This window comes from Nitrospirillum amazonense (genome assembly GCF_029594735.1).
Lineage (GTDB): Bacteria > Pseudomonadota > Alphaproteobacteria > Azospirillales > Azospirillaceae > Nitrospirillum > Nitrospirillum amazonense.
Genome location: NZ_JARPAF010000002.1, coordinates 68,870 through 81,435 on the forward strand (window position 1 = coordinate 68,870; position 12,566 = coordinate 81,435).

The 12,566-nt window shown below is 68.6% G+C and carries 13 protein-coding genes and 1 tRNA gene; 6 read left to right on the forward strand and 8 right to left on the reverse strand.

Going from position 1 to position 12,566, the window contains the following annotated elements; genetic code table 11:
• The first annotated feature begins 191 nt into the window (after positions 1 to 191).
• Complete coding sequence (locus P5F91_RS06325; RefSeq protein WP_145611033.1) at positions 192 to 845, forward strand: HAD family hydrolase; 654 nt, start codon at positions 192 to 194, stop codon at positions 843 to 845.
• A gap of 102 nt (positions 846 to 947) precedes the next feature.
• On the opposite strand, the gene P5F91_RS06330 is transcribed toward P5F91_RS06325, so the two are convergent.
• Both P5F91_RS06330 and P5F91_RS06335 read right to left on the reverse strand, forming a co-directional pair.
• Entirely contained in the window at positions 948 to 1,235 is a 288-nt protein-coding gene (locus tag P5F91_RS06330; protein WP_145611032.1) for a hypothetical protein, read from the reverse strand.
• 146 nt (positions 1,236 to 1,381) lie between these two features.
• Positions 1,382 to 2,659, reverse strand: a complete 1,278-nt coding sequence (locus P5F91_RS06335; protein WP_145611030.1) for a PQQ-dependent sugar dehydrogenase — start codon at positions 2,657 to 2,659, stop codon at positions 1,382 to 1,384.
• Positions 2,660 to 2,888: 229 nt separating this feature from the next.
• Here P5F91_RS06335 and P5F91_RS06340 point away from each other — a divergent pair, with 229 nt between their 5' ends.
• Positions 2,889 to 3,311 carry a YccF domain-containing protein gene (locus P5F91_RS06340; protein WP_145611029.1) on the forward strand — a complete coding sequence of 141 codons (423 nt, stop codon included), beginning with the start codon at positions 2,889 to 2,891 and terminating at the stop codon, positions 3,309 to 3,311.
• A 246-nt stretch (positions 3,312 to 3,557) separates the two neighbouring features.
• On the opposite strand, the gene P5F91_RS06345 is transcribed toward P5F91_RS06340, so the two are convergent.
• Positions 3,558 to 4,658 (reverse strand): patatin-like phospholipase family protein, encoded by a 1,101-nt coding sequence (locus P5F91_RS06345; protein WP_145611028.1) that lies wholly within the window; start codon positions 4,656 to 4,658, stop codon positions 3,558 to 3,560.
• Positions 4,659 to 4,829: 171 nt separating this feature from the next.
• On the opposite strand from P5F91_RS06345, the gene P5F91_RS06350 reads away from it, so the two are divergent.
• The gene (locus P5F91_RS06350) at positions 4,830 to 5,090 is read left to right on the forward strand and encodes a hypothetical protein (RefSeq protein WP_145611027.1); all 261 of its coding nucleotides are present in this window, start codon (positions 4,830 to 4,832) and stop codon (positions 5,088 to 5,090) included.
• A 23-nt stretch (positions 5,091 to 5,113) separates the two neighbouring features.
• On the opposite strand, the gene P5F91_RS06355 is transcribed toward P5F91_RS06350, so the two are convergent.
• Together P5F91_RS06355 and P5F91_RS06360 are read right to left on the reverse strand one after the other, a co-directional pair.
• Positions 5,114 to 5,200: transfer RNA gene (locus tag P5F91_RS06355), tRNA-Leu, on the reverse strand.
• 105 nt (positions 5,201 to 5,305) lie between these two features.
• A complete protein-coding gene (locus P5F91_RS06360; RefSeq protein WP_145611026.1) occupies positions 5,306 to 6,076 on the reverse strand; it encodes a competence/damage-inducible protein A in 771 nt (256 codons plus the stop codon).
• Positions 6,077 to 6,324: 248 nt separating this feature from the next.
• Here P5F91_RS06360 and map point away from each other — a divergent pair, with 248 nt between their 5' ends.
• On the forward strand, positions 6,325 to 7,170 hold the full coding sequence (gene map, locus P5F91_RS06365) for a type I methionyl aminopeptidase (protein WP_088872221.1): 846 nt from the start codon (positions 6,325 to 6,327) through the stop codon (positions 7,168 to 7,170).
• A 73-nt stretch (positions 7,171 to 7,243) separates the two neighbouring features.
• Here the strand turns inward: map and P5F91_RS06370 are convergent, their stop codons facing one another.
• Positions 7,244 to 7,729 (reverse strand): hypothetical protein, encoded by a 486-nt coding sequence (locus P5F91_RS06370; protein WP_145611025.1) that lies wholly within the window; start codon positions 7,727 to 7,729, stop codon positions 7,244 to 7,246.
• Positions 7,730 to 7,999: 270 nt separating this feature from the next.
• Between P5F91_RS06370 and radC the strand changes: the two genes are divergently transcribed.
• Complete coding sequence (radC, locus tag P5F91_RS06375) at positions 8,000 to 8,743, forward strand: RadC family protein (RefSeq protein WP_277906830.1); 744 nt, start codon at positions 8,000 to 8,002, stop codon at positions 8,741 to 8,743.
• Positions 8,744 to 8,806: 63 nt separating this feature from the next.
• On the opposite strand, the gene P5F91_RS06380 is transcribed toward radC, so the two are convergent.
• Positions 8,807 to 10,576: a redoxin family protein gene (locus P5F91_RS06380; protein WP_277906831.1), complete on the reverse strand. Its 1,770-nt coding sequence runs from the start codon at positions 10,574 to 10,576 to the stop codon at positions 8,807 to 8,809.
• Positions 10,577 to 10,732: 156 nt separating this feature from the next.
• On the opposite strand from P5F91_RS06380, the gene P5F91_RS06385 reads away from it, so the two are divergent.
• Complete coding sequence (locus P5F91_RS06385; RefSeq protein WP_277906832.1) at positions 10,733 to 11,257, forward strand: MarR family winged helix-turn-helix transcriptional regulator; 525 nt, start codon at positions 10,733 to 10,735, stop codon at positions 11,255 to 11,257.
• A gap of 22 nt (positions 11,258 to 11,279) precedes the next feature.
• Here P5F91_RS06385 and P5F91_RS06390 read toward each other — a convergent pair whose 3' ends face one another.
• Positions 11,280 to 12,494: a TCR/Tet family MFS transporter gene (locus tag P5F91_RS06390; RefSeq protein WP_145611020.1), complete on the reverse strand. Its 1,215-nt coding sequence runs from the start codon at positions 12,492 to 12,494 to the stop codon at positions 11,280 to 11,282.
• Positions 12,495 to 12,566 lie beyond the last annotated feature (72 nt).

Here is a 12,566-nt window from a genome sequence, read left to right on the forward strand (position 1 = left end):
GGCAGGCGGCGGAAACGGATCGCAACGATATGGTCGGGGGTGTGGAGCCGGCAAGCGGGCCCGAGTGGGGGTGTGCCATGTCCCAGGCACGGCCAGCGGCGGGGAACCTGCCATGCCGCCCCGGCACTGGCGGCGGGGCCAAGACCGGGTTATCCCCAACATGACATCCACCGCACCATGAAGACACGGACATGCCGTTTCCCCACGCCATCCAGGCCGCGATCTTCGACATGGACGGCCTGCTGATCGACAGCGAGCGCCCCCTGCGCGGTGCCATGATGGACGCCGCCGTGACGGTGGGCCGCCCCCTGACCGAGGTGTTCTACGGCACCCTGATCGGTCGGCCCTATCCGGCGGTACGCCAGATGCTGGTGGACCATTTCGGCGGCGAGACCGTGTTCGAACGCTTCACCGAACTGTACCGCAGCGCGATCCAAGCGCATTTCGACGCCGGCATCGCCCTGATGGCCGGGGTGGTGGAACTGCTGGACCATCTGGACGCCGCCGGTATCCCCATGGCGGTGGCGACCAGCACCCAGCGGGAACGCGCGCTGCACCATTTGACCCAGGCCGGCATCGCCCAGCGCTTCCGCGCCGTCATCGGCGGCGACGACGTCAGCCAGGGCAAGCCGCATCCGGAGCCCTACCTGAAGGCCGCCGCCGCCCTGGGTATCGATCCCCGGCACTGCATCGCGCTGGAGGACAGCCACAACGGCATCCGCGCGGCGCACGCCGCCGGCATGATGGCGGTGATGGTGCCGGACCTGCTGGCCCCCACGGAAGAGATCGAGGCCCTGTGCCGCGTGGCCGCCGACCTGCACGAGGTTCGCCGCTGGGTGGCCTGACCCACCCAGCGCAGGCGCCGCGCACACAACAAAAAGGGCCGGCAGCGGATGCTGTCGGCCCTTCCCCTGGGACACCCAAGGTGCCCAGCGATCAGCGTTTCCTCAGACCGTCAGGTTCACGAACGCGCCACGGGTGCGGCCGGTGTCGGACGCCGCCTTCACCTGGTCCTGCGTCGGGCTGAAGTTCTGCGTGAAGCTGTTGCTGCTGCTGTTGGACGCGTTGTTGTCGGTGTTGGCCTGGTCGGTGCCCTGGTCCGACGTCCCCTGGGTCTTGACCGGGGAGATGGACTGCACCTGCGAGTTGGAGACGTCGCTGGTCGAACCGACACCGGAGGTCAGGAACGTCGCGCCGTAACCAGAGCTGTAGAAGTTGATGCCGCCGATGGACATGGGAATGGCCTCCTTTAGCCACCCCGACATATACGCTCATTTTGCAAATTGGACAAGGGTGGCGGCGGCAGAAATTGCCCACCGCCACCGCCCCTTTCATTGCTGCTGGACTCTAGGCGGCCGTCGAGTCTTGCAAATAGAAAGGCTTAGGACTTGCCCTTCGCGTGATAGCTGATGCGCCACACCGTCCCGCCGACGTCATCCGCCACCAGCAGGCTGCCGTCGTGCGCCATGGCCAGGCCCACCGGGCGGCCCCAGACCTGGGCCGGGTTGGTGCCGGGCAGCCAGAAGCCGGTGGCGAAGTTCACGTAATGGCCCGCCGGGCGGCCGTGGGTGAAGGGCACGTAGACGATCTTATAGCCCGTGGGCTTCGCCTTGTTCCACGAGCCGTGCAGGGTGACGAAGGCGCCGCCCTGGTAATCCGCCGGGAACTGATGGCCGGTGTAGAACAGCAGGCCCAGCGGGGCGGAGTGGGCGTCAAACAGCAGGTCGGGCACGATGGCCTTGGCCACCAGGTCCGGCCGCTTGTCGGCGAAGTCCGGTTGCGGGTGGCTGCCGGTGTAGGAATAGGGCCAGCCGTAGAAGCCTTCCGGCTGCAGACGGGTGAAGTAATCGGGCACCAGGCCGTCGCCCAGGCCGTCGCGCTCGTTCACCACGGCGTAGAGGTCGTCGCTGCCGGGGTAGAACTGCAGGCCCACCGGGTTGCGGGTGCCGGAGGCGTAGACGCGCTTCACCGTGCCGTCCATGTTGAATTCGGTCACGGTGGCGTGGGGCTTGGGATCCTCGGCAATGTTGCTCATGGATCCGATGCCGACGAAGAAGCTCTTGCCGTCGGGGGCGAATTCCAGGGTGCGGGTGGGGTGGCCCTTGGGCTGACCGAGGGCGCCGTCCGGCGTCACCTGGATGCGGTCGCCCGCCGGCTTGGTGTCACCGTCCTTGTACGGGATCTTCCACACCGCCTTGATGTCGCCCACCCAGAGGTAGCCGTCGTGGAACTCGATGCCGTAAGGGCGGTCGAAACCGCCGGCGAAGGTGATGATCTGGTCGGCAGTGCCGGTGCCCTTGCTGTCGCGCAACAGGGTGATCTCACCCGGTGTGGCCTGGCGGGCCAGGAAGACGTCGCCGTTCGGCGCCACCGCCAGGTTGCGCGCGCGGCTGAGGCCCGTGGCGAAGACGGAAACGGTGAAGCCCTTGGGCACGTTCAGGCTGGCGCCGTCGGGGCGCGGCACCTCTTCCGACGAATTGCCCACGCCCTCGGTCGCATAGGGGGCGGGAAGGTCGGCGGCGCGAATCTGGATGCGCTGGCCCACCTTCTGCTCGGGATTGCCGGCCGGGGTCGCGGCCCCGGCGGAAGACCAGGCGGGCGCCAGCGCCCCCAGGCTGAGGCTGACGGCGGACAGGACGGCAAGGCTGCTGCGGCGCATGGGTCGCTCGGATGTGCGGGGGGATGATAACGTTGTCACTGTCGGTGACTTTAACCACGTTCGCAAGGCTACAGCTTGGCATATGCCGGAATGCCGCGCCCGGCAAGTCACCGCCGTCACAGCCCCATGCCGAGGTGGCTCCCCCAACCCCGGCCGGTGTGGTCCTGGACGGCGCGGGCCCGTTGGGGAATGATCGAATCCTGGAAGCAACAAGCGGGGCCTGCGCGTCATGATCAGTCTGCTGATGAACATCCTGTGGGTGGTGCTGTTCGGGTTCACCGGGGCGCTGGCCTGGTTCATGGCCGCGATCCTGATGGTGGTCAGCATCGTCGGCATCCCCTGGGCCCGGGCGGCCTTTAACATGGGCCTGTTCGTGCTGTGGCCCTTCGGCCAGATGGCGGTGGACCGCCGCGTCCTGACCGGCCGGGAAGACCTGGGCACCAGCCCCCTGGGCTTCCTGGGCAATGTCGTCTGGTTCCTGTTCGCCGGCTGGTGGCTGGCCCTCTATCACGTCTTCGCCGGCGTGTTCTGGTTCGTGACCATCATCGGCATCCCTTTCGGCATCCAGCACTTCAAGTTCGCCATGCTGGCGCTGGCCCCCATCGGCAAGGCCATCGTGCCGGTGGAGACCATGGGGATGCCGCGTTACTAGTTCCTCAAACGCCGGCCGGGCCATCCGGCCCTTTGGCTCATCCTCGCTGCGCCCTCCTTCACACTCAATGGGCGGTACTCGCTCCGGCGGCCGCAGTCGCGGCCTAGAGCAAGATGCGATCAGTCATGATCGCATCTTGCTCTTAACCTGTTCATGATAGAGCGGATTTACACGATCAGGTGATTCCACCTGATCGCGTTCCGCTCTAGGGAAGCCGGGCGCTTAGGGGGCGCGGGGGAAAGGGCGTCAGCCCCGCAGCGGCTCCAGCAAATCCGGGATGCGGCCGCGGTCGACGGCGTCCAGGAACTCGTCGGCCAAGCGGTCGGTCTCGGCAACGGCTTGGCGCCAGTAGCGCTGGCGCTCGGCGGGCGGCAGCGCCTTGAAATCGCGGCGGTCGGGAATCTTGCCGTGCGGCAGCGACGCCAGGAAGTCCTCGGAGGGGCACAGCAGCAGGGTGCGGGCCAGCGAGGACGCCGCCGGGCGTCGCCAGGCCAGGGCCTTGTCGAACCATCCCGGCACCACCTTGGGTCCGAAATGGGGGAACAGCACCAGGTCGCTGCCCGGTGTCTCCGCCACGAAGGGGATGTCCAGGTGATAGTCCATGATACCGCCGTCCATATAGGCGCCGGGCCTGGCCCCGCCGATGTCGCGCACCAGTTCGAACAGGAAAGGGATGGCGCCCGAGGCCATCAGGGCATCGCCCAGGTTGGCCGGGGTCAGCGCCACCCGCCGTGTGGGGAAGCCGGCGGCCAGGTCGAAGGGGTCGGCCGCGCGCGGGTCGGCGAACAGCGTGCGCTGGAAGAACAGGGGCAGGCTGCGGCGGCTGACTAGGTTGGCCAGGCCCGCCGCCCCGATGCCGGCGCCCACCCAGGCCGGATGGCGGGCGCTGAGCGGCCCGCGCCCCCGCACGGCCAGGATCGACAGGCGCATGGCGGGATGGGACAGGATCTCCCGTGCGCCCTTGCGGTCACCCTCGTTGGCGCCGGAGGGGGAGCCCAGGATGATGTCCAGGAAGGCGCGGCTTTCCCGCGTCAGGGTGGGCATGGTGGCATCGGACGGGACATAGGCCAGGTAGGCCTCCTCGAACCGGCGCAGCACGCTGGCCGGATCCTGCCGCGCCATCGCGGCGAAGCGCCAGCTGCCGATGGAACTGCCCACCAGGGCCAGGGGCCGGGTGCGGCCCTGGAACCAGCGCGACAGGATGGCCCGGTCCAAGCGGGTCAGCGCCAGCCATTTCGGCCCGCCGGAGGCCCCCGCCACCGTGCCGAACAGCTCATCCGACACGCCGTCGCGGCGCAGGCGGGCCATGGCCTCGGGCCCGGCCAGGAAACGCAAGGCAGGCGCCACGTCCTTCCCCCTAAAACCGCTCAAGTTTCGGCTTGAAACACCGCTCAAACCCGCGCATGGCTTCGCGTCCGCGCCATCCGCTATGATGGATTTCGGACACCCCCGCCGGCACGGGCCCGGCGGCGGATGTCATGTCCCAAGCATCTGATTGTTATTCAAGGAGTTGCCATCATGTCCACCCCCCACAAGCGCGCCATGGAAGCTGTGCTGGAAGCCGCCGACCTGGATATCAAGGCGGCCCTGGAGGAGCGGGGCATCACCGACAAGCATTCGGAGGAGGCCGACGACACCATCCTGGACGTGGCCATCCTGCACGCCTGGCGCATCTTCGTGCGCATCAACGAGGCCCAGGGCCTGACCGTCGACCCCGGCCTGTTCGTCGACCTGGCCAGCGAACTGGCCGAGGACATGGCGGAAGAGCGGGAGCAGTGATTTAGGAAATAAGGCCCCACCCGTGGTGCCCGCTGCCGGGATCGAACCGGCACGCCCGTGAGGGCGAGGGATTTTAAGTCCCTTGCGTCTACCAATTCCGCCAAGCGGGCATCCAGGGTCGAGGCCGCTGGACACTAGCGAAGGTGGGGCCGGCAGGGCAAGGCCAGTAACGCGTGCAAAAGCCGGTAACGCGGGCAAAACGTCACCGGCCGCTGTCAGGCCGCTCCCTCCACCACCTCCGGCTCCGCCCCCATGCCGCGCACCAGGGCCGCGACCTCCTCCGTGGCGGCGGCCAGGCGCGATCCGTCGGGGCTGCGCAGCACCAGGCTGGTGGCGAAGCGGCCCTCGCGATAGGTGGGATAGCTGCCGATGTCCACGTCGGCATAGCGGTCCTGGATGGCGCTGAGGCCGCCGGCCAGCTCTCCCTCGCCCACCAGGCAGCGCACGGTGCGGGCCAGCACCACCGGGCCGCCCACCAGGCGGTTGGTCAGGCCGGCCAGCATGGCCTGCATGATGGCCGGCACGCCCGCCATGACGAAGACGTTGCCGATCTGAAAGCCGGGGGCGGCGGAGACCGGGTTGTCGATCAGGATGCCGCCTTGCGGCACGTTGGCCATGCGCAGCCGCGCCTCGTTCAGCTCCCGCCCCGTGCCCTGGTAGTGTGCCTCCAGCCGGCGCACGGCCTCGGGATCGCGCACCAGCGGCACGCCGAAGGCCTTGGCGACGCAGGCGGCGGTGATGTCGTCGTGCGTGGGGCCGATGCCGCCGGTGGTGAAGACGTAGGTGTAGCGGGCGCGGGTCTGGTTCACCGCCTCGATGATCGCGGCCTCGTCATCCGCCACCACGCGCGCCTCCCTCAGGCGCACGCCCATGCCGCCCAGCACCTTGGCCAGGTGGTTCAGGTTCACGTCCTGGGTGCGACCGGACAGGATCTCATTGCCGATGATGATGAGGCAGCCAGTGGGCGCGGCGGTAGGGGCGGTCATTCGAGGCGGGCTCTTTCGTCGCGGGACGGGATGGGCCGCGCGATTATAGGGGGAAATGTCCCGCCGCCAACCGTCCCTGACGCGGATTCGGAGCCCTGCCCTGCCCCGGATTGCCTTGCCGTGGGACGGTGGCGCGCCTAAGTTCGGAACCGTATGCGCCGGCGCCTGTTCACCAGCCCCATGACCGCCGGACGCTGGTACTTGGCTGGGCTTGGCCGGCTGGCCGCCCGACAGATGGATTTTAGAGCATGAACAGAGGCGAAGCGGCCGCCGCCGCGGATGAAGAGTACGAACTGGAAGATCGCGGCATCGTCATCCATGGCGAGGAAGGCTTCGCCGCCATGCGCAAGGCCGGCCAGACGGCCGCGGCCCTGCTGGACTACCTGACCCCCTTCGTCGTGCCCGGCGTGGCGACGGAGGAGATCGACCGGCTGTGCGAGGAATGGACGCAGGCCCACGGTGCCAAGTCCGCCACCCTGGGCTATCGCGGCTATCCCAAGTCCTGCTGCATTTCCGTCAATCACGTGGTCTGCCACGGCATCCCCAGCGACAAGCGCCTGCAGAAGGGCGATATCGCCAACATCGACGTCACCGTCATCGTCGACGGCTGGTACGGCGACACCAGCCGCATGTTCTTCGTGGGTGACGACATCCCCCTGAAGGCGCGCAAGCTGGTGGACGTGACGTATGAGGCCATGATGCGCGGCATCCAGGCGGTGCGCCCCGGCGCCACCCTGGGCGACATCGGCCACGCCATCCAGACCTTCGCCGAGGGCAACCGCTTCTCCGTCGTGCGTGACTTCTGCGGCCACGGCGTGGGCAAGGTGTTCCACACCGCCCCGTCCGTCTTGCATTTCGGCAAGCCGGGCCAGGGCACGGAGCTGAAGGAAGGCATGATCTTCACCATCGAGCCCATGATCAACATCGGCCGTTATGACGTAAAGATTCTGTCCGATGGCTGGACCGCCGTGACCAAGGACAAGAGCCTGTCGGCGCAGTTCGAGCACACGGTGGGCGTGACCAAGGACGGCTGTGAGATCTTCACCCTGTCCCCGGCGGGTTTCCACCAGCCGCCCTACGCGGCCAAGGCCTGATCACCGGCCCTATGCCGGAAAGGAAAACCCCGCCCAGGTCGCCCCGGGCGGGGTTTTCTTTTGGATTTCGGGATCACGCACGGGCGACCTGCGGTCCCTGCACCACCTGCAGATGATGTTCCAGCACATCGCCCACCGCTGCCTGGGTCTGGGCCAGCACCTGGCGCAAGGAGGCCAGGGCGCCAGCCTCCGCCACCCCTTGCCCGGCGCGGCGTGCCAGAAAGCGGCTGATGTGGGCCAGCCGGGGTGTCCCCATCTCCGCCGCCGTGCCGGTCAGCAGATAGGCGTAGTGGCGCACGCCGTCGACGGCACCGCGCTGCAGCGCTAGGTCCAAGGCGCCGCCGGCGTCCACCAGGCATTCCGCGTAGAGCGTCAGAATCTCGGACAGCGCGCCGTCCCCCAGCGACAGGGCGTAGCGGCGCAGCCGCTCCTCCTCCACCAGGGGAATGCCGGGCAAGGGCTCAAGGCCGCGCTCGTCCCCGCACCCATAGGACCTCTCGGCCAGTGACTTGTCGGCACGCGCCGTCTTGACGGTGGACAGGGGAATGAGATGGGGCATCGCGGCTGGACTCCTCTGGTCAGGCGAAGTAACCCCAAAGCAATAGATATGCCAGGCAATGGCTGGGCGGATAGAGCAGCGATTCCCGCGAGTCGCTGCTGGGGCCGGGCCGGGCCCACCCGGCAAGCCCCTCCGGCCCGCCGTGCGAAGGGCAGGTTTTGCCGGGACGATTTTCCCCACCCAGGTCTCCCCACCCCATCCTGGGCGCCGCCTCTGGCAGGTGCATCGCGCCCCGCCTATACTGCCTGCGCGGGTAACGGGGGATGGGGCATGGGCCGCGAGCACGACAAGAACGCCGTACTGGAATTGGACCTGCCCACGCCGGCCGCCGAGAAGGAACCGCCGCCCCACTATCACGGCCACCGCGACCGCCTGCGCGAGCGTTTTCTGAGCCAGGGCCCGGAAGCCCTGCAGGATTATGAGCTGGTGGAACTGCTGCTGTTCCAGGCCATCCCCCGGCGCGACGTGAAGCCCCTGGCCAAGCAGCTGCTGGACCGCTTCGGTTCCTTCTGGGGGCTGGTGTCGGCGCCGGTGGCCATTTTGCGTGACGAGTTCAAGCTGAGCGACACCGCCATCGGCGCCATCAAGGTGGTGGCCGCCGCCGCCCTGCGCATGGCACGGCGGGAGTTGCTGGACCGCCCCGTGCTGTCGTCCTGGCAGAAGCTGCTGGATTACTGCCAGGGCGCCCTGGCGCATGAGCCGGTAGAGCAGTTCCGCGTGCTGTTCCTGGACGGCCGGCACGCGCTGCTGCGTGACGAGGTGCAGCAGCGCGGCACGGTCAACCAGACGGCGGCCTACCCGCGCGAGGTGCTGAAGCGCGCGCTGGAACTGGGCGCCAGCGGCATCATCCTGGTGCACAACCACCCCAGCGGCGATCCCAGCCCCAGCCGGGCGGACATCCAGATGACCAAGGCCATCGCCGACGCCGCCAAGGCCCTGGAGATATCGGTGCATGACCATCTGGTCATCGGCCGGGGCCGGCACTTCAGCTTCCGCGCCCAGGGGCTGGTTTAGAGCGTTACCACGTCCAGCACCGCCTGCGCGGAGGGCCCGGGGCGCGCCTGCCGTGGCAGGGTGTTAGCCGAAGGTGAAGGCGTAGGCGCGGGCGCCGGGGTCTAGGAACTCGATCTCGAAAGTGTGATCGACCACCGGGCCGGTTTGGCGGACCAGCTGGTACAGCTTGGCGGCGCGCACCGTGCCCACGCCGTCGGCGTCCACGTCAGTGCCGTGGTCGGCGCCGGGGGCGGCACCGTCGATGCGCACCCGGAAGCGGACGGGCTGGCCATCGGCGCCTGGCGCCAGCACCAGGTGCAGGTCGCGGGCGTGGAAGCGGTAGGCGATACGAGCCCCGGCCTGGCCGGCCGTGGCGAATTCCCGGCCCACCGTCCAGTCGCCGCCCAGGGTCCAGCGGTTCAGGCGCAGGCTGCCGGCCGGGCGGTAGCGGGCGGGGGCGTCGGCCACGATGTCATCGCCACCGGAATAGCGCTGGCCCTCGCCATAGCCGACATAGGTTTCGGAGGAGCCCAGGTCGTTGAGGTCGGCGGCGGCCTGCGTGCCCTCAACCTTGACTGCGGTGGCGGGACCCGGAGCAGCGGGCGTGGCCTGGGCGTCCGCCAGCGCCTTGCGGATGACGCGTTCCGTCTTGTCGTAATCGCCCTCGCCAAAGGCCTGGTAGATGACGCGGCCATCGGCGCCCACCAGGTACAGGGCGGGCCAGGCCTGGTTGTCGAAGGCGCGCCAGATGCGATAGTCGTTGTCCACCGCCACCGGATAGGTCACGTCCAGCGTGGCGGCGGCCTTGGTGATGTTGTCGACGTCGCGTTCGAAGGCGAACTCCGGGGTGTGCACGCCCACCACCACCAGGCCCCGGTCCTTGTACTGCGCCGCCCACTGGCGGACATGCGGTAAGGTGCGCAGGCAGTTGATGCAGGAATAGGTCCAGAAGTTCACCAGCACCACATGGCCACGCAGATCCCCCGATGTCAGACCGGGGGTGTTGACCCAGGCCTTGGCCTTCAGCACGTCAGCCAGGGGTCCGGTCAGCGGGGGTTGTGGAGATGGGTTCGCCGCCGGCAGGGTGGCGGCATGGGCCACGCCGGAGTCATGGGCGCTCAACACCTTGACCAGGGCGCGCTCCACCCGGTCGGTGGGCAAGGCCGGCACCCCCAGGAACAGGCGGGTGTCCAGGCCGGCGGCGCTGATGGCCGCCGTGGCGACCACGGCACCACCCGCCACCCGGCGCACGCCCTCGGCCCAGCGCAGGGCCCCCTGCGGCAGGGCGCGCACCAGCCGGCCGCCGCCGATCATGAAGACGGCCAGCGGCGTGGCGGCGCCCAGGGCGTAGAAGAACAGCGCCACCGTGGTATCGGGGCCGGGCCCATGCAGGGCGGCGGCGCTGAGGATCAGGCCCAGAATGGGCCCGGCGCAGGGCGCCCACATCAGCCCGGTGGCCAGGCCCAGGGCCAGCGACGAAGCGACGGTCCTGTCGACCCCCGAAGCCGCGCCAGGGCTGAACCGTTCAGCCAGCCGCGCCCCCGCCGCCACCAGCGGCGCCGTCAGCCGGGCGGCCAGCGCCGGCCACATCATGGCCAGGCCAAACAGGGCCACGAAGGCCAGACCCATCGCCCGGCCGTACTGGTTGGCCGCCACCGCCCAGCCGCCCGCTGCCGCCAGGCTGGCCGTCACGGCGAAGGCCGCCGTTAGCCCCATCAGCAGGGGTAGCCCCCGGCGGCGGAAGCCGGCCCCGTCCGACAGGGCCGGGGCCAGGACGATGGGCAGCAGCGGCAGGATGCAGGGGGCGGCGATGGTCAACACACCCGCCAGATACGCCAGAAGGATCGAGGCCATGACGATGGCTCCTATTTAATCGTGTCCGTTTAGATCGTATACGCTGTTAATAGACCTGTTCCGATGCGGCGTCAATTCCCGATTTAATCGCATCCGTGTTATATAGGGCAGGACAGGCCGGCAGGCCCCTTGACACCCTTATCGGAAGGAACGCCGATGACACCCCCTGATGCCCCGGCACCAGACAGCCCCGCGCCCTCCGCCCCCCAGCCGAAGCTGGCGGATTTCCTGTGCTTCGCCGTCTATTCCGCGAACCTAGCGTACGGCCGCGCCTACAAGGCGATCTTGGATGAACTGGGCGTGACTTATACCCAGTGGATCGCGATCGTCGCCCTGTGGGAGCAGGACGACCAGACGGTCAGCAGCCTGGGTGAGAAGCTGTTCCTGGAATCGAACACCCTGACCCCCATCCTGAAGAAGCTGGAGTCGCTGGGCTATCTGCAGCGCCGCCGCGACCCGGCGGATGAACGCCAGGTGCGGGTCAGCCTGACGCCGGCCGGCCGCCAGCTGCGGGAAAAGGGGGGGCAGCGCAATCTGGTGAAGGCCAGCGGCCTGACACCGGAAGAGTTCAAGGTGATCCAGAAGACGGTCAGCCGCCTGCGTGACAACCTGCTGGTCCACGCCGGCGCCAGCCAGGCGGACCGGGACGAGGCGGAAAGGGTGGGACCGAAAGCCGACTGACGCGCGGGGCGAAGCGCGCGCCTCATTCCCCCGCCGGCGTGCCGGCTGGTGTCCCAGTGGGCGCCAGGGCCCGGCGGCTGGGCAGCAGCGGAACGGCGATGGCATAGGCCGCCACGCCCAGCAGCCAGACGGCACCCGGCATGCTGGCCCGGGTGGCGCCATAGACGGCGGTGAAGAGCAACGGGCCGCCGATACCCACCAGGCTACCCAGCGCCGCCAGCGTGCCCTGCAGTTCACCCTGCCGGTCCTGGCCGACGCGGAAGGACATAAGCGCCTGAAGGGCCGGCCCGACGATGCCACCCAGGGACAGCAGCGGCATGATGAGGAAGACGGCCAGGCCATGGGTGGCGAAGGCCATGACGGCATAGGCCACGCCGTCCGCCACCGCCGCCAGGATGAAGGCGCCCCGTTCACCCAGCCGGCGGGTCACCGGTTCCGTCACGAAGGTCTGGGCAATGGCGTGCAGGAAACCAAAGGCCGCCAGCGACCAGCCCACCACCGACGCGTCCCAGGCGAATCGGTCCTGGCCGTTCAGCACCCAGAGCGAGGCCGCCAGCTGGCCCGCCCCTTCCGCCAGGACATAAACCACCAGCAGCCGCGCCAGGATCGGTACGCCGACGGCCCAGCGCAGGGAGCCGAAGGCGTTCAAGGCGCCAAGCTTGATGGGCGCGCGCTCCGTTGTCGCCGGCCGCGACTCCGGCAGCACCAGCAGCGCCAGCAGGAAGTTCAGGCCGTTCAAGCCGGCCGCCAGCAGGAAGGGCGCTCGCAGCGAAACCATGCCCAGCAGGCCGCCCAAGGCCGGGCCGGCGATGAAGCCGACGCCGAAGGCGGCACTCATGCGCCCGAATTGCTTGGCCCGCCCCGCCTCTTCCGTCGTGTCGGTGATGTAGGCGGTGATGACCGCCATGTTGGCGGAGGTAATGCCGGCCAGGATGCGGCCGCCCGCCACCACCCAGATGTTGGGCGACCACGCCAGGGCCAAATAATCCAGTGCCCCGCCGATCAGCGACAGCAGCAGGATGGGCCGCCGACCGTAGCGGTCGCTGAGCGCGCCCAGCACCGGGGCGCAGAAGAACTGCATCAGGGCGAAGATCGCCAGCAGCAGGCCATAGAGCGGCGCCACATCGTCCGTGCCGGTCACTTCGCGCAACAGTCCCGGCAGGATGGGCATAATGATGCCGATGCCCACCGCATCCAGCGCCATGGCCAGGAAAACCACATACAACGCCTTGTTCATGACGCCACGCCTTCAAATCCCTATCACTGATAGAGTTGCATTTTCCCTATCGATGATAGAGAGTCAAGCGCG